Raw genomic sequence first — 16,335 nt, forward strand, 5'->3', positions numbered from 1 at the left:
GGAGTGCAACATTACTGGCGACAAGCCAGCAGACAGCAATATGGCCGGGAGAGTTAACTCGACGTCGTTTTCAGAACGGGTTCAGGGCCGCTGCATCTGGAAAAGATCCCGTGTGCGGCAGTAGGCGCTGCCCCCCAGGCGACCGACCAGATCGAGCTTGAGCGGGTCGATACGTCCCTGCTCGTTGAGCACCGCATCATCGATGTGCGCCAGCAGCACTTCGGCGAAGATCAGGTGGCAATTGGGCTGTTGCGGCGGATAGGGCTGGATCTGCGCTACGCGGCATTCGAAGGTCACCGCTGCACCAACGACGCGCTGCACGTCGATGCGCTCACACGGCTGGCTGGCGATACCACAGCGGGTGAACTCGCTGACCTCATGGGGCAGGATCGCAGCACTGGCATTCATCGCCTCGGCCTGGGCGAAGCTGACCAGTTGGATCGCCAGTTCGCCACTGGCCTGGGCATTGCGCAGGCTGTCCTTGAGGCTGCCGTCATCGCGAGTATTGACGTTGACCAGCAAGGTCGGGGGGTTGTCGCTGATCACCTGAAAGAAACTGAACGGCGCCAGGTTGGCCACGCCGTCGGTCGAGCGGGTCGAAACCCAGGCGATGGGCCGCGGGGTGACACTGGAGGCCAGCCAGCGGTAGGCCTCAAGCGGGCTCAGATCGGCGAAATCGAGTTGCATCAACGCCCCGCTCGCGATTCACGAATGTAGAAGCGCGCACGTTCGGCCTTGCTGGTACAGCCTGCGTAGGCTTCAAACTGCTGCTGGGTCTTGGCAGCGGTGAGCAGAGAGAATGCCTTGGAATAGCTCACGGTACCGGCGAAGCCTTCGGCCTCGGCGATGCTCAGTTCCTTCCAGGCGGCATCCAGCTGATTGGCGCAGGTCTCACGGTAGACGGTCTTGCCGGCACAGCCGACGAGCGTCACCGCAAGCAGCGGCAAACAGATCCAGTGTTTCATCGACCACACTCCTCGAACGGATATGACTACGGGTTGGCCCAGACTATGACGCTGCGGCATGGGGAAAGTGCCCGGCGCCCGCCGCTTCGCTTGCCTGATCATACCGGCGCCGACGAACGGATGGCGAGCCCATCGCCCCTGCGAAGCGTCAGCCGGCAGATTCTAGCAAACGCGCCCTTGGCTGAGCCTCAGCGCCCGAGTAAGGTCGGAGCCTTCACAGAGGGAAGTTATCGATGAGCAAGAAAGTGGCGCTGGTGCTGGGCTCCGGAGGTGCGCGCGGCTATGCGCACATCGGCGTGATCGAGGAATTGCAAGCGCGCGGTTATGAAATCGGCTGCATCGCCGGCTGCTCGATGGGCGCGGTGGTCGGCGGTATTTTCGCTGCCGGCAAGTTGCGCGAATACCGTGAATGGACGGAAAGCCTGGATTATCTCGACGTGCTGCGCCTGCTCGATGTCAGCTTCCGTCTCGGTGCGATTCGCGGTGAGCGCGTGTTCGGGCGCATTCAGGAAATCGTTGGCGACGTGGATATCGAAAACCTCGCCATCCCCTTCACCGCCGTCGCCACCGATCTCACCAACCAGCAGGAAATCTGGTTCCAGGAAGGCTGCCTGCACCAGGCGATGCGTGCCTCGGCGGCGATCCCGAGCCTATTCACCCCGGTCATCCAGGGCAAGCGCATGCTGGTCGACGGCGGCCTGCTCAACCCGTTGCCGATCGTCCCGGTGGTGTCCAGCCACTGCGACCTGATCATCGCGGTCAACCTCAACGCCACCAACCAGAATCACTACCAGTTGCCAGTGATCGAACGCCCTGCCGCTCTCAAGGGGCGCATCGACCAGTTGATGACGTCGCTCGGCTCGCGTCTGCCCAGTTTTCGCCGCAAGAGCGAGGACGAAACCCTGCTGCTCGCCGAGGAACAGAGCCTCGCCGATGACATCAGCCCGGCCGCGGCGCCTAGTCGCAAAGAGGATGATGAACCCGCGCCAAAATCCGCCAGCGGCTCACGGGTAGCCGAATTCAGCGGGCCGGCGTCACTACTGGAGCTGGTCAACCAGAGCTTCGAGGTGATGCAGACCTCATTGGCGCAGTACAAGATCGCCGGCTACCCGCCGGACATCCTGATCAACGTACCCAAGCGGGCCTGCCGCTTCTTCGAGTTCTACAAGGCGCCGGAGCTGATCATGCTGGGTCGGCAGATCGCTCGCGACACCCTCGATAAATACGAAAGCGAACGCGGCTGATCAGACGCGTGTTTCCTCGCCCGGCAGTGGTTTGTCGACCACTGCTTCTGCCGGCGGCGCCTTGTCCGCCACCCAGTCGCTGAGCAGGCTGTAGGCCACCGCCAGCAAGGTCGGGCCAAGGAACAGGCCCATGAAGCCGAAGGCCAGAATGCCGCCGAATACGCCGAGCAGCACCACCACCAGCGGCAGGTTGCCGCCACGGCTGATCAGGTAGGGTTTGAGGATGTTGTCCACCCCACTGATGATGAAAAAGCCCCAGATACCCAGGAAGATCGCCATGCCGATCTCGCCCTGCCACACCAACCAGGCCACGGCGGGGCCCCAAATCAGCGGAGGGATCATGATGAAGCTGAAGGCGAAGGTCAGCAGGCCCAGCACCAGGGCGCCCGGCACCCCGGCGATGACGAAACCGATGTAAGCCAGCACGGCCTGCGCGGCGGCGGTGCCAATCACGCCGTTTACCACCCGCTGCACGGTGCCGGCGACCAGCTCCAGGTAATGATCGGCACGCTCACCGATCAGTCGTTCCAGCAGGCTGTGCACGAACACCGCCAGGCGCGGCCCGTCACGGTAGAAAAAGAACACCAGCACCAGGCTCAGGGCCAGTTCGACCATGCCCGCACCGATCTTCGCACTACGTGCCACCAGCCAGTTGCCGACCTGCCCCAGATAGGGCCGCAGCGTATCGAAGAAGGCTGCGCCCTGCTGATCGATGGTGCGCCACAGCTCCACCAGGCGATCACCAACCAGCGGAATACTGCCCAGCCAGCTTGGCGGTGGCGGTAGACCTTCGACCTGCAGATCCTTGACCAACGCGTTGGCATCCTTGATATGGTCAGCCAGGTTGAACCCCAGCCACACCAGCGGCACCGCCACCATGATCACCCAGACGCCGGTGAGGATGCCCGCTGCCAGCGACATGCGCCCATTGAGCAACTGCGTCAGCAGACGCATCAGCGGCCAGCTGGCAAAGGCCAGCACGGCGGCCCAGAACAACGCCGACCAGAATGGTGCCAGCACCCAGAGGCTGGCGGCCAGCAGGCCGAGCAGAAGAATCTGCACCAGCAGACGATCATTAGTGGCCATCAAGCGAAACTCCATTCGACGAAACGACAAAGCGCCCTTACGGGCGCTCTGTTATGGCGATTGCGAGTGCTAGCTTAACGCAACAAACGCACGCTCAGTGTTTCATCCGAACTTTCACCCAACTCCAGGCGGGCTTCGCGCACACGCTGCTCGATCAACGCCTCGCGCCAGGCTTCGGCCTGGCTACCGGCGAGGCTGACGCGCAAGGTGCTGTCGAGATTGAGACTGCGCGCCAGCACTTCCACCCAGGCGCTGTCGGCCTTGGCTTCGTCGGGCAGTTTCAGTTGCCCATCGGTACGCAACTGACGCAGCAAGGTCGCGGGCGTCGGCAGCAATACCCCCAGAGGGGCTTCAGCATCCAGTTGCTCGGCATGCAAGTAAGCGCGGCGATTTCCACGGGTGATGCTGTACAGCGCCAGCAAGCTCTCGTGGTTCGGCTCGGCCAGGCGCAACAGTGCATACGCCTGCTGGTCGTCGGAGCCATACAGCGTGGCGTTACCGAACACCGAGTTGGCCCACAGGCTGCTCGCGCCACATTCTCGGCCTTGGCACCAGTAAAGCAGTTCCGCGCCCTTCTCCAGCAGGGTTTCCCGCGCTTCGGTGAAGACCTGATCGGCACTGTGGGTGCGTGGCAGTTCATAAGTCACCGCGCTGTGCTGGCCCTGTACCAGAACCTCCCGCTCATAGCGCAACCGCCCGCTGATGCGGCGAATGGAGCCTTGCGGGTAGATGCGCTCAACATCAGGCGCTTCCTTGAAGGCGACGATGTGACTGGCGGGGAAACGCGGCAATACCTCAAGGTCGCGACTGCCAGGCAGATCGGCTGCCAGCACGGCCCCACTGCAAAAGGTGGCAAGCGCTGCCGAGAACAGCTTCATGCGCCCCGTCATCGAGTGGAAACCTGTTGAAGGGAAGCGGCAGACGGGCTTGCTGAGCAGCGAGTGGCGACGTTTAACGGGTCGATCATGCGATCCTCCATGGCAGACCGCCACACCTTTCCCCACGACTGCAGGCAAGTCAAGGCAAGCGCAGGAATGGATTGAAACAATCCGCTACGAGCTGCGCGCCGGCTTCATCATCCAGATGCAGGTGGTGTCCGCCGGGCAGACGGTGCACGTCGAACGGCAGATTCTGCAGCAAGCTGCGCACGGCCGACTGCGCGCCCATCATGCCCTGCTCCGCCAACACCAGGCTGACCGGGCATTGCAGCGCGCGAACGAACGCTTGGGCATGGGCCCAGCTCAGACGCAGCGGCGACGGCAGGGTCAGGCGGCTATCGGTACGCCAGGTGTAACCGCCCGGCACCGGCATCAACCCTCGCTGCGCAAGCAGTTCGGCCGCCTCACGACTGCCCGCCCCCACGCCCTTCATACGAGCTTCGACAGCACGCGCCATCTCGGCATACACCGGCTTGCGCTTGTCGGTGAGCGCCTGCCTGGCGCGCAGCGCTTCACCCAGCTTTTCCGGCGCCTGTTCGGCCTCACCGGTATAAGGCACCAGCCCGTCAATCAGCGCCAAGCGCGCGATCCGCTCCGGCATCGCCCCTGCCAGCAACACCGCAGTGATCGCGCCCATGGAGTGACCCAGGATGGAAAATCGCTCCCAGCCAAACTGCTCGGCGACCTGCAGGACGTCAAAGGCATAGTCCCATAGCGCGTAACCGGCGCCAGCCGAACGATGCTCGGAGTGACCATGACCGGCGAAGTCCAGGGCGACGATGCGCACCCCCTCGAGCTTCGGCGCCAGCCGCGCGAAGCTCGCCGCGTTATCCAGCCAACCGTGCAGCGCCAGCACCGGCACACCGTCCTCCGGCCCGTAGAGATGAGCGGCCAGCTCGATATGCGGCAAACTCAGACGAACTTCCTCGAAACCCATGCTCATGCACGTTGCTCCTGGCTACCAGCCCAACGGGTGAACAGCTGACGCAAAAGGTCGGCAGTCGCCTGAGGGCGCTCCAGCGGGAACATGTGTCCGCCCGGCAGGTTGTGATATTCGGCCCGCGGCATGCGCCGCAGCAGATGCGCATGATGCGGTAATACCACTCTACTGTGGCGGCCACGCACCAAGGCCAGCGGCACAGCCAGCTGCTGCGGCCTACCCGGCGAGGTATGCGGCACGCTGCGATAGATGCTGATCTCGGTGGCCGGGTCGAATTTCAGGCGCAGCCCCTGCTCCGCCCGTTGCAGACCGTGACTGACATAGGCATCCAGACACTCGGGATCGAAGCGGCGGAACAGGCTCTTGCCGGCGAAGTAATCGCGCGCCTCGACAAGATCGGCAAAGGCTTCGCGGCGCCCCAGGGTACGGCCGGCAGGCGTGATGCGATCGATGAAACCAAAGCGCTTGGCGGCGCGAATCACCATGCGGTCAGCCAGCGTCAGCACCGGCGAATCGAGCATCACTACCCCACGATATAGCTCGGGGCGAAGCAAAGCGGCGTGATAGTGCAGCACGCCGCCGAGCGAATGGCCAACGCCCCAAACCGGCTCGCCGCCGTCCTCAAGATGATGGATCAGCTCATCGACCAGATTCGACCAGTTGTCATTGACCGGAAAACGCGAGTCATGACCGTGCTGCTCCAGGTGCTGCACCTGAAAATCCGGCGCCAGCGCGGCGAAAAGTTTGCCGTAGGTGGCGGACGGAAAGCCGTTGGCATGAGCGAAAAAGACCGGCTGCGGCATGCATCAAACTCGAGAAGGCGAATATGCCTGGATTCTCCGGCAGCTACGCAGCAGTGGCAATGACCGTAACGGCCATTGATGGCGGCGCAATGGTAAGAGCTACAGCAGCAGACGTCCGACGATACTGGCCGCCACCAGCAGAAATACCAGGCCGCAAACGAAGTCGATGGTCGGCGCCACCTGCAGCAGCCGCTGACGCATCAGCGGTCGGCTCAGGGTCATACCGAGCAGGCCAAACCAGAACAGGCTCAGGCCGAACAACAGAGCAGCACAGGCCACCTTGCCGGGCAGCGACATGTCCGCCGGCACCAGACTGCTGAGCAGCGCCAGGAAGAACACCAGTGCCTTGGGGTTGCCCAGGTTGGTGAATACACCGCGCAGCCAGGGACCGAACAGCGAAGGCGCCAGTTCGCCCTCCAACCGTGTTGGCCCGGCGCCGCCGCGCCACCAGGCCCGCACCGCACCAATGCCCAGCCACCCCAGATAAAGCGCGCCGCCGACCTGCACCAGGTCGAACAACCATTCGGTGCGACTGAGCAGCAAAGCCACGCCACTGAGCACCAGCGTGCCATGCAGAAGAATGCCGCACGCTAGCCCAAGCGCACTAAGCAAACCTGCACGCTGCCCTTGATGCAGGGCGGTGCGCACCACCAGCGCCACATCCGGGCCGGGACTGATAAGGGCCACCGCGAACACGGCAGCCAGCGACAGCAAGACGGACGTCTCCTGCATGGTGATCTCCAGGAACATGAAAAACGCGATGTGTGAGTGGCTCAGCCCTGACGCAGACGCGCCGGTGGCAGACCGTAGGTGCGGCGGAACAAGCGTGAGAAATGCGCCTGGTCGTAGAAGCCCAGGCGCAAGGCGATCTCGCTCAGAGGCTCACCGGCCAGCACCAGCGGCAATGCCCGCTGCAAACGCAGCTGCGTCAGCCACTGATGCGGTGGCAGGCCGGTGTGCTCGCGGAAACGCCGCAACGCCTGCCACGGACTCATGGCGCAGAAAGCGGCGATTTCATCCAACGAAGGCGGATCGTCCAGACGACTTTCCAGCCAGTCGCGCAGCCGCTGCCAGGTGCGCGGATCGAAAACGCGATGCGGCTCGCTGACACGCAACGTCGAACCCATCTCCAGCAAATGGGCCAACGCCTGCCAGAGCGCTTCTTCCTGGGCCAGTTGCGAGCCGTCCAGCATCGCCGCGTGAAAGCGCTGCAGATGCAGCGATAACAGGGGGTGACGCAAACTGCTGGTGATCAGTCTCGGCGCGCCTTGACGCCCCTCACTCAGGGTGCGACTGGCTTCATCCAACCAGGAGGGATCGAACGCCATCACCCGAATGCGGTAACTCTGGCCATCGAGGCAGGCGCCGTCATGAATCCCTTCCGGCGCCATCAACAACACGTCCCCTGCCCCGACATGCCGGCGCTCACCGCCATAGGCGTAGCGATGCTGCCCCTGGATCAGCAGGCCGACGTGGTATTCCAGATGAAAATGCCGAGGAAAGGCGAAGCGGCGGTACTCGGCGTCGATCAGACGAACGCCGGGCAAGCTGCTTTGAATGTGAGTGATGTGATCCATGGCGCGTACTGTAGCGCCATGGATCAGGCAAATCTTGGATGAAATTGCAGGCCGAAAATTATAGTTTCGGCGGTTGCTCACCCAGAGGCACGATGGCCATGGTCAGCCGCGAGATGCAACTGGCCTTGCCGTCATCGCCACTCAGGCGAATATCCCAGACATGCGTGGTGCGGCCCAGATGCACTGGCCGCGCCACTGCATGCACGCGCCCGCTGCGCAAACCGCGTAGATGGTTGGCATTGACCTCCAGGCCGACGCAGTAGAAACGGCTGCTGTCGATGCACAGGTAGCTGGCGGTGGAGCCGAGGGTTTCCGCCAGCACCACCGAGGCGCCACCGTGCAGCAGGCCGTATGGCTGATGAGTGCGCGAGTCGATCACCATGCTGGCGCTGAGCGATTCGTCGTCGAAGGCGTCGAAACGAATGTCCAGCACCTCGCCGATGCTATTTTTCAAGGTCGCGTTGAGTGCATCGATATCGGGCGTTCGTTGCCACAATCCCATGAGCGTGTCCCTTGTGCGTTGAAACCGGGCCGGTCAGCCCGGCCCACTGATACTCAATCGTGCCAGAGCACGGCTTCGCTGCGCTGCTGCCATTCGGCGAAACGCTCGCCGTAGGTGCCTTCGATAACCGCGCGCTTGATCTTCAGGGTTGGGGTGAGGAAACCGTTCTCCACCGCCCAGACCTCCTTGACCAGTACCAGGCCTTGCAGCCGCTCATGATGATCGAGACGACCATTGACCTCGGCGAGCAAGGCCTTGAGGCTGCTTTCAAGCTCATCGCGGCTGTCATTGGCCGCCTCCTGGCGCCCTACATCGGAGAGCACGCATAGAGCGATGGGCTGCGGCAGGCCGTCGCCGACCACGCACACCTGCTCGATACGCGAGTGTTCACCGATGCGATTTTCGATCGGTGCCGGCGCGACATACTTGCCCTTGCTGGTCTTGAAGATTTCCTTGATACGCCCGGTAAGACGCAGGTTACCTTCGGCGTCCTGCTCGCCCTTGTCCCCGGTACGCAGAAAGCCGTCGTCAGTCAGCGTCTCGGCGGTCTTCATCGGGTCCTTGAAGTAGCCCTGCATGGTCGCGCCACTGCGCACCTGAACTTCGCCATCCTCGGCAATGCGCACCTCGACACCCGGGTTGTTCTGGCCAATCCAGCCCTGTTTGAACTTGCCTGGCAAACAGACGTGGGAGTAACCACAGTTCTCGGTCATGCCATAAACCTCCTGGATCTCCATGCCCAGGCGGCGATACCAGTTGAGCAGTGTTTCAGGCACTGGCGCAGCGCCGGACAGCGCGTAGCGAATGGCGTCCAGGCCAAGGCCGGCGAGTACCTTACGACCGATGAAATGGCCGATGATTGGCAGCCGCAGCAGGCGCTCGAGCTTCTGCGCCGGCATCTTGCTGTACACGCCCATCTGGAACTTGGTCCAGATACGCGGCACGCCGAACATCACGGTCGGCCGCGCGCGCTTGAGATCCTCCAGAAAGGTATCCAGGCTCTCGGCAAAGAAGATCGTCTGCCCCGCGTAGATGGACGCTAACTCGACGAACATGCGCTCGGCCACGTGACACAGCGGCAGATAGGAGATCAGCCGATCATCCTCGCCCACACCGAACAGCTTGATGGCGTTGCTGGCGGCAAAACCGAAATTGGAGAAGTTGTGCATCACGCCCTTGGGCGTGCCAGTGGTGCCTGAGGTGTAGATAATGGTGGCCAGCTGGTTGGCTGCGGGCTTGGGGTCATCCTGAATAGGCGCGCTGCGCTGCAGGTCATCCCAGCTGTAGTCGAAGCTGCCCTGCGGATGTAGCGGCAGGCTGACTGTCGGCAACCCCTGCGGCAGGCCCGGCGCCATCGACGCCCAATCATCGAGCTTGCCGACGAAGGCCAGAGCAGCTTCTGAATGTTCCAGCACCTGGCGCATCGAGTCGGCAGTCAGGTTGGGATACAACGGTACCGAAACGTGGCCCGCCATCCAGATCGCCAGATCGGCAACGATCCAGTGCGCGCAGTTCTTGGAGATGATGGCGATGCGGCTACCCTGTGGCAGCTCGCGACTGCGCAACCAACTGGCTGCGCGACGAGCCTGCTCACCGACATCGGCCCAGCTCAGCTCCAGCAGCTGGCCGCCCCCCAAAGGTTGCACCATGTAGCGTTTGTTCGGGTGCCTTGCTTCACGTTCGTAAAACAGCTCGAGCGGCAAACGGATTGCATCAGCCACAGGGCTTCCTCCTTTGTTGTTTTTGTAGGAATCAACCAAGCACTTGCTTGGTTGAATATTCCACGCAGACAAAAGAGGTGCAAGTTAAGAAATGTTTCTCGCCTGGAACATTTGCCGCCAAGAAGCGACAGGCCAGGCACGACGCAGCTGTGACGCCACAAGCGGCGCCACAGAACGAAGGGTCAACGGGGGTGGATCAGCGCCAGAAGCTCCATCAGCCCGGCAGCCGGGATATCACCTTCCAGCTCAGCCAGGCTGGCGGTGCGTATGGGCAGCGGTTCCTGCCGGTGACCGTGTACCAGCAGCCCACCCAGCGCGCCAATCAGCGGTTGATGGCTGACCAGCAGCACCTCTGCGCGCTCACGCTCATCGAGATACTTCAGGGCTTCACGGGGATCGCTATCGGGCGTCAGCCAGGTCACGGTGTTTATCTTGCCAGTGAACCCCAGTTCGCTGCGTACCAGCTCGGCAGTCTGCTGGGCACGCACATAGGGGCTGGCGACGATGGCCGTCAACGGCCGGCCGGCGAGCTGAGCCGCGGCCTGCTGCACTTCCTTGCGACCATGAGCGGTGAGCTCGCGAGCAGCATCACTGGCCGCCTGTGGCTCGGCCTCACCATGGCGCAGCAGCCATAACCTCACAGCTTTGGCTCCTCATCGCGCACAGGATGCGGCGCAGGAGGAATGCTGTGCGCGGTTTCGCCTTCAGGCGCACGCGGCGTTGGCCAATCGGCGAACGGCCAAGGTTTTTCATCGGTATTGAAGGTGCCGAAACGACCGATCTGCGCCAGGTACTGGCTGAGGCTGTCGCCAAAGCCAAGCAGGCTGGCGTTCGGCGCGTCGTAGAACAGACGATAACCAAGCTGCAGCAGCACCACGGCGCCGAGCAGCAATTCGGCCAACTGCCAGATGATGAGAAAGATCACCATCCACAGAATGCGCAACAGAATCGATTCACGCGCCAACTCCTGCTTTTCATCGCTCATGAGTCACTCTCCTTGATTGGCTATCGGGTTCAGAAACCTGCAGTGGGGATGAAATCGACGTCGGTCTTGGGTTCACCGAGCATCAGCAATTCGATGACCTGAGCCAGCGTACGCCCCTCGAAGAGGATGGCATGCAGGCCAGCGACCAGCGGCATGTAGACGTCCAGTTCTTCGGCACGGGCCTTGAGTACCTTCAGCGTATTGACCCCTTCGGCGACTTCGCCAAGGCGCTGCACCGCGTCGTCCAGGCTGAGGCCTTCGCCCAGGGCGAAGCCGACCTGATAGTTGCGGCTTTTCGGTGACGAACAGGTGACGATCAGGTCGCCGACGCCAGCCAGACCGAGAAAGGTCATCGGGTTGGCGCCGAGCTTGACCGCGAAACGGGTCATTTCCGCCAGGGCACGGGTAATCAGCATGCTTTTGGTGTTCTCACCCATGCCCAGCGCCGCCGCCATGCCGGACATGATGGCGTAAACGTTCTTCAACGCGCCGCCGAGCTCGACGCCGAAACGGTCGGCACTGGCATAGACGCGGAAGGTCCGGCCATGCAAGGCCTGCTGCACGCGCGAGCACAGCTCTTCGTCTTCACTGGCGATCACTGTCGCGGTCAGCGCGTGATCAGCCACTTCCTTGGCCAGATTCGGCCCGGACAGCACGCCAATACGCGCCTCGGGAGCGATCTCCTCGAGAATCTGGCTCATCAGCTTGAAGGTCTTGGCTTCGATGCCCTTGGTGGTGCTGATCAGCATCTTGCCTGCCAGCAGTGGCGCCACCGGTTGCAGGGCATCGCGCAAGGCGCTGGAAGGCAATGCGACCAGCACCAGCTCGGCCTGCTGCAGTACACCACTGAGGTCACTGGTCGGCTCGATACCGCTATGCAGCTTGACCCCCTTCAGGTAGCGCGGGTTTTCGCCACTCTGGCGCATCTGCTCGGCCTGCTCGGGGTCACGCATCCATTGCAGGACGCGCTGGCCGTTCTCTGCCAGCAGGTTGGCCAGAGCGGTGCCGAAGCTGCCGCCGCCGAGTACGGCAATGGGTTGGAGCTGTGTCATAGGTCTTCCGAATGAGGCCATTGGTAATGGCGGTCTGCGTGCATTATACGGAGCCGAGAGTGCCCGGCCAGGGCAAAAGTTCAGCGCTGGCCGTCAGTTAGGTGGGGCAAACGAGAATTACCGCAGAGTGCAGACACCTGGCGCTGGCAAAGCGCGTGGGGTCGGTTAACATGCTGGATCGACGTTAATTGCCAAGGACGATTCGTGCCCACAGGCAGCCCCTTGCCCCCACCCTGCACCTCTCGTCAGGCAGCAGCGCCGCTTTCCAAGGATGGTAGAGCCATGAACCAGCGTCGCGGCTGGAACATTCACACCCGCACCCAGCTGATCAGTGTCGGCCCGGCCCTGCTGCTGACCCTGCTGCTGACCGGCTTCCTCACCTTCACCCGCCTGCAGGACCTGCGCTTGGAGCAGGGCCATATCGGCCAGCTGATCGCCAATCAACTGGCGCCGGCCACCGAATACGGCGTGCTCAACGACAACCTCAACACACTGGAAAGCCTGCTGCGTGCCATCCTGAGCACCCCCGACGTGCGCTTCGCCGAAGTGCGCGACCGTGACGACAATATCCTGGTGTATGTCGAACGCCCCAAGGAACAAGGCCATAGCACGCCGCAAGTCGAGGTGTTCCAGGCCCCCATTCGCCTGCAAGGCCAGCCTGCCCGCACGCAAGCGCTGCCACCTTTGGGCAAGACACTCGGCGACGGCTACCTGGGCCGGGTGGTAGTGGGCATGTCCAACGACACCTTCAACACGCGCCAGCAGGAGATACTGTTCAAGGCCGGGATTCTGTCGCTGCTGGCGTTGCTGCTGACCTTTCTCCTCGCCAGGCGCCTGGCCAGGCGTCTGGCGCAGCCGTTGAGCGCCATGAGCCAAGCTCTGGAACGCATCCAGAGCGGCGATTATCGACCTTCGCTGATCGAGCGCGGTAATGACGAGCTAACCGACCTCGCCCGGCACATCAACAACCTCGCCTGCGCCCTCGAGCAGAGCGGTCACGAGCAGCAAAAGGCGATTGCCGAGCTGATCCAGGCGCGTGAGGAGTCCGAGCAGGCCAACCGCGCCAAATCCGACTTCCTGGCGATGATGAGCCACGAACTGCGCACGCCGATGAATGGCGTACTGGGCATGCTGCAACTGCTGGAAACCACCAGCCTGAATGACGAGCAAACCGAATACGCCGCCCTGGCCACCGAATCCACCGAACACCTGCTCAAGGTGATCAACGATATCCTCGATTTCTCGCGGATCGAACGCGGCGCACTGGAGCTCGAGGCCATCCCTTTCAGCCTGCTGGAGCTACTGCAGGGTTCGGTTCAGGTGTTCCAGCACAGCGCCCAGCAACGCGGCCTGAAACTGCTGCTGGAAAACCAGCCAGGCCTGGAGCAGTTGGAGATGCAAGGCGACCCCACTCGCATCCGGCAGATTCTGGTCAACCTGATCGGCAACGCACTGAAGTTCACCGAAGAAGGCCAGATTCGTGTGCAAACCCGCTGGCAGCAGCTGGACGACCAAGTGCTGTGGTTCACCTGCGCCGTGCGCGACAGCGGTATTGGCATCGACGACGAGCGCCTGGAACACATGTTCGACGCCTTTCAGCAGGCCGACACCTCGATTTCCCGCCGTTACGGCGGCACCGGCCTCGGCCTGCCGATCGCTCGCACCTTGGCCGAGCGCATGGGCGGCACCTTGCGCGCGGAAAGCCGACTGGGCGAAGGCTCGGTGTTCACCCTGGAGATACCTTTACCCTTTCTGGCCCGCAGCGAGCAGGCACAAAGCAGTGACAATCAGAGCCTGAGCAGCGGCGACGGCCAGGCAGTGCTGCTGGTGGAAGACAACCCGGTCAACCAGACGGTCATCGAAGCCATGCTGCGCAGCCTGGGCTATCAGGTCAGTCTGGTCGGCGATGGTCAGCAGGCCGTACAAAACTGCAGCCAGCACGACTACGCCGCCATCCTGATGGATTGCAGACTGCCGCTGATGGACGGTTACGAGGCGACGCGGCAGATCCGCCAACTCCAGCAATGCCAACAGGTGCCGATCATCGCCCTGACCGCCAATGCCCTGCAGGGTGACCGCGAAGCCTGCCTGGAAGCGGGAATGAACGATTACCTGGCAAAGCCGTTCAAACGAGCAGACTTGCAACGCATTCTGTTGCGCTGGCTGTCACCCCGACCATAGGCGAGTAGCGCCCGTGACAAGCCGGCGTTACAAGGGGAAACTGCGAGGGTCTGCTCCGGTTTCATTCGCGGTCGCGCCGGAGCCTGTTTTGTCGCGAGGCAAGGCGCGAGATGCGAAGTTTGGTCGCCCAAATGAGCCATCGAGTAACGCCGCATCGCGACAAAACAGGCCCGGCCCTTCGGGTTGCACGGGAAATGGCCCCCGCTGTTGTTGCAGGACTTGGCAAGGGGCGGCCATTACCGGCGTCCTGCGCCTAACCGGGGGCCATTTCTCGCAGCAACGCGGCTCGCGAATGAAACGGGAGCAGACCCTAATGTGACAATGCAGAACCAGCAGAGTACAACTGTACTCACTGCGCTGTGACTTTCACCACAACGCAACAGTCTATGACTAGGCTGCCGGCAGACGCCTACATTTAGAAAGACGTCGCCGGCCAGGACGATTCGCCCAGCCTTAGAAGCGTGGGGACAATTGAGGAGCTCGCATGACAAGACAAAACGCCTACACCCGGGAAGACCTGCTCGCCTGCAGCCGCGGCGAACTGTTCGGCCCGGGGAACGCGCAACTGCCCGCCCCAAACATGCTGATGATCGATCGTATCGCTCACATCAGCGAAACCGGCGGCAAGTACGGCAAGGGCGAAATCGTCGCTGAGCTCGATATCAATCCGGACCTGTGGTTCTTTGCGTGCCACTTCGAGGGCGACCCGGTAATGCCAGGCTGCCTCGGTCTCGACGCCATGTGGCAACTGGTCGGCTTCTACCTCGGCTGGCAAGGCAACCCCGGCCGCGGCCGCGCCCTGGGTAGCGGCGAAGTGAAATTCTTCGGTCAGGTACTGCCGACCGCCAAGAAGGTCACCTACAACATTCACATCAAGCGCACCATCAGCCGCTCGCTGATCCTCGGCATCGCCGATGGCACCGTGGCCGTCGACGGGCGCGAGATCTACAGCGCCGAAGGCCTGCGCGTCGGCCTGTTCACCTCCACCGACAGTTTCTGAAGGACTTGCACATGCGTCGTGTAGTGATCACCGGTCTGGGCATCGTTTCCTGCCTGGGCAATGACAAAGAAGCCGTTGCCGGCAGCCTTCGCGCGGGCAAATCAGGCATCCGTTTCAACCCCTCGTACGCCGAAATGGGCCTGCGCAGTCATGTCTCCGGTTCGGTCAACCTGAATCTGGAAGAGCTGATCGACCGCAAACTGTTCCGCTTCATGGGCGACGCTGCGGCTTACGCCTACCTGTCCATGGAACAGGCGATCAAGGACTCCGGCCTCAGCGAAGAGCAGATTTCCAACCCGCGTACCGGTCTGATCGCCGGTTCCGGTGGTGCTTCCACCGTCAACCAGATGGAAGCCATCGATACCCTGCGCGAGAAAGGCGTCAAGCGCATCGGCCCATACCGTGTAACTCGCACCATGGGCAGCACCGTATCCGCGTGCCTGGCCACTCCGTTCAAGATCAAGGGCGTCAACTTCTCCATCTCCTCGGCCTGCGCCACCAGCGCACACTGCATCGGCCAGGCCATGGAGCAGATCCAGCTGGGCAAGCAGGACGTGGTCTTCGCCGGCGGCGGTGAAGAAGAACATTGGAGCCAAAGCTGCCTGTTCGACGCCATGGGCGCCCTCTCCACCCAGTACAACGAGACCCCGGAAAAAGCCTCGCGCGCCTACGACGCCAAGCGTGACGGTTTCGTCATCGCCGGCGGTGGCGGCATGGTCGTGGTCGAGGAGCTGGAACACGCTCTGGCCCGTGGCGCCAAGATCTACGCGGAAATCGTCGGCTACGGCGCGACCTCCGATGGCTACGACATGGTCGCCCCAAGCGGTGAAGGTGCTATCCGCTGCATGCAGCAGGCGCTGGCCACTGTCGACACCCCGATCGATTACCTGAACACCCACGGCACCTCGACGCCGGTTGGCGACGTTGCGGAAATCAAAGGCGTGCGCGCTGTGTTCGGCGACAAGGCCCCAGCCATCAGCTCGACCAAGAGCCTGTCCGGTCACAGCCTCGGCGCTGCCGGCGTGCAGGAAGCGATCTACTGCATGCTGATGATGGAAGGTAACTTCATCGCCGCGTCGGCCAACATCGACGAACTCGACCCGGAAGTGGCTGATATGCCGATCCAGCTCAGCACCGTTGAGAACGCCAAGCTCGATACCGTGATGAGCAACAGCTTCGGCTTCGGCGGCACCAACGCCACCCTGGTGCTCAAGCGCTGGACCGGCAAGTAACTGCTGCTGCGGTAAAGGAAACGGCGCCCTCGCAGACTGTGTGAAAACCTAGCAGTCTGAGTGCAAGGTGAAGACAATGCCTCCATCAGTCGATGGGGGCATTGTCGTT

General features: G+C 62.4%; 17 protein-coding genes. 4 read left to right on the forward strand and 13 right to left on the reverse strand.

The window, feature by feature from the left end:
• Positions 1–81 precede the first annotated feature (81 nt).
• The gene (locus EGJ86_RS21850) at positions 82–687 is read right to left on the reverse strand and encodes a flavin reductase family protein (RefSeq protein ID WP_125836610.1); all 606 of its coding nucleotides are present in this window, start codon (positions 685–687) and stop codon (positions 82–84) included.
• Positions 687–965 carry a hypothetical protein gene (locus EGJ86_RS21855; RefSeq protein WP_099523833.1) on the reverse strand — a complete coding sequence of 93 codons (279 nt, stop codon included), beginning with the start codon at positions 963–965 and terminating at the stop codon, positions 687–689. The genes EGJ86_RS21850 and EGJ86_RS21855 overlap by 1 nt, the downstream gene beginning before the upstream one ends.
• Before the next feature lie 233 nt (positions 966–1,198).
• Between EGJ86_RS21855 and EGJ86_RS21860 the strand changes: the two genes are divergently transcribed.
• The gene (locus tag EGJ86_RS21860; protein ID WP_106732167.1) at positions 1,199–2,209 is read left to right on the forward strand and encodes a patatin-like phospholipase family protein; all 1,011 of its coding nucleotides are present in this window, start codon (positions 1,199–1,201) and stop codon (positions 2,207–2,209) included.
• Here the strand turns inward: EGJ86_RS21860 and EGJ86_RS21865 are convergent, their stop codons facing one another.
• The 11 genes from EGJ86_RS21865 to EGJ86_RS21915 form a co-directional block, all read right to left on the reverse strand.
• Positions 2,210–3,295: an AI-2E family transporter gene (locus tag EGJ86_RS21865; protein ID WP_125836611.1), complete on the reverse strand. Its 1,086-nt coding sequence runs from the start codon at positions 3,293–3,295 to the stop codon at positions 2,210–2,212.
• Between the two features lie 74 nt (positions 3,296–3,369).
• Entirely contained in the window at positions 3,370–4,173 is an 804-nt protein-coding gene (locus EGJ86_RS21870; protein WP_106732165.1) for a DUF4892 domain-containing protein, read from the reverse strand.
• Between the two features lie 139 nt (positions 4,174–4,312).
• The gene (locus EGJ86_RS21875) at positions 4,313–5,176 is read right to left on the reverse strand and encodes an alpha/beta fold hydrolase (RefSeq protein ID WP_125836612.1); all 864 of its coding nucleotides are present in this window, start codon (positions 5,174–5,176) and stop codon (positions 4,313–4,315) included.
• A complete protein-coding gene (locus tag EGJ86_RS21880; RefSeq protein WP_099523823.1) occupies positions 5,173–5,976 on the reverse strand; it encodes an alpha/beta fold hydrolase in 804 nt (267 codons plus the stop codon). The genes EGJ86_RS21875 and EGJ86_RS21880 overlap by 4 nt, the downstream gene beginning before the upstream one ends.
• 99 nt (positions 5,977–6,075) lie before the next feature.
• Positions 6,076–6,708: a LysE family translocator gene (locus EGJ86_RS21885; protein ID WP_125836613.1), complete on the reverse strand. Its 633-nt coding sequence runs from the start codon at positions 6,706–6,708 to the stop codon at positions 6,076–6,078.
• 41 nt (positions 6,709–6,749) lie between these two features.
• A complete protein-coding gene (locus EGJ86_RS21890) occupies positions 6,750–7,553 on the reverse strand; it encodes an AraC family transcriptional regulator (protein WP_106732161.1) in 804 nt (267 codons plus the stop codon).
• 58 nt (positions 7,554–7,611) lie between these two features.
• Positions 7,612–8,055 (reverse strand): hotdog fold thioesterase, encoded by a 444-nt coding sequence (locus EGJ86_RS21895; protein ID WP_099523817.1) that lies wholly within the window; start codon positions 8,053–8,055, stop codon positions 7,612–7,614.
• A 53-nt stretch (positions 8,056–8,108) separates the two neighbouring features.
• A complete protein-coding gene (locus EGJ86_RS21900) occupies positions 8,109–9,776 on the reverse strand; it encodes an AMP-binding protein (protein WP_125836614.1) in 1,668 nt (555 codons plus the stop codon).
• Positions 9,777–9,958: 182 nt separating this feature from the next.
• Positions 9,959–10,417: a phosphohistidine phosphatase SixA gene (sixA, locus tag EGJ86_RS21905; RefSeq protein ID WP_125836615.1), complete on the reverse strand. Its 459-nt coding sequence runs from the start codon at positions 10,415–10,417 to the stop codon at positions 9,959–9,961.
• Entirely contained in the window at positions 10,414–10,761 is a 348-nt protein-coding gene (locus tag EGJ86_RS21910) for a DUF4389 domain-containing protein (protein ID WP_106732157.1), read from the reverse strand. Before EGJ86_RS21910 ends, sixA begins: the two co-directional genes overlap by 4 nt.
• A gap of 29 nt (positions 10,762–10,790) precedes the next feature.
• Entirely contained in the window at positions 10,791–11,813 is a 1,023-nt protein-coding gene (locus EGJ86_RS21915) for an NAD(P)H-dependent glycerol-3-phosphate dehydrogenase (RefSeq protein WP_125836616.1), read from the reverse strand.
• A gap of 282 nt (positions 11,814–12,095) precedes the next feature.
• Here EGJ86_RS21915 and EGJ86_RS21920 point away from each other — a divergent pair, with 282 nt between their 5' ends.
• The 3 genes from EGJ86_RS21920 (at position 12,096) to fabB (ending at position 16,226) form a co-directional block, all read left to right on the forward strand.
• Positions 12,096–13,994, forward strand: coding sequence for a response regulator (locus EGJ86_RS21920; RefSeq protein WP_177432907.1), 1,899 nt, complete (start codon positions 12,096–12,098; stop codon positions 13,992–13,994).
• Positions 13,995–14,478: 484 nt separating this feature from the next.
• Positions 14,479–14,994 carry a 3-hydroxyacyl-[acyl-carrier-protein] dehydratase FabA gene (gene fabA, locus EGJ86_RS21930; protein ID WP_106732153.1) on the forward strand — a complete coding sequence of 172 codons (516 nt, stop codon included), beginning with the start codon at positions 14,479–14,481 and terminating at the stop codon, positions 14,992–14,994.
• An 11-nt stretch (positions 14,995–15,005) separates the two neighbouring features.
• Positions 15,006–16,226: a beta-ketoacyl-ACP synthase I gene (fabB, locus tag EGJ86_RS21935; protein WP_125836618.1), complete on the forward strand. Its 1,221-nt coding sequence runs from the start codon at positions 15,006–15,008 to the stop codon at positions 16,224–16,226.
• Positions 16,227–16,335 lie beyond the last annotated feature (109 nt).

The organism is Pseudomonas sp. o96-267, assembly GCF_003935465.1.
Taxonomy (GTDB): Bacteria; Pseudomonadota; Gammaproteobacteria; order Pseudomonadales; family Pseudomonadaceae; genus Aquipseudomonas; species Aquipseudomonas sediminis.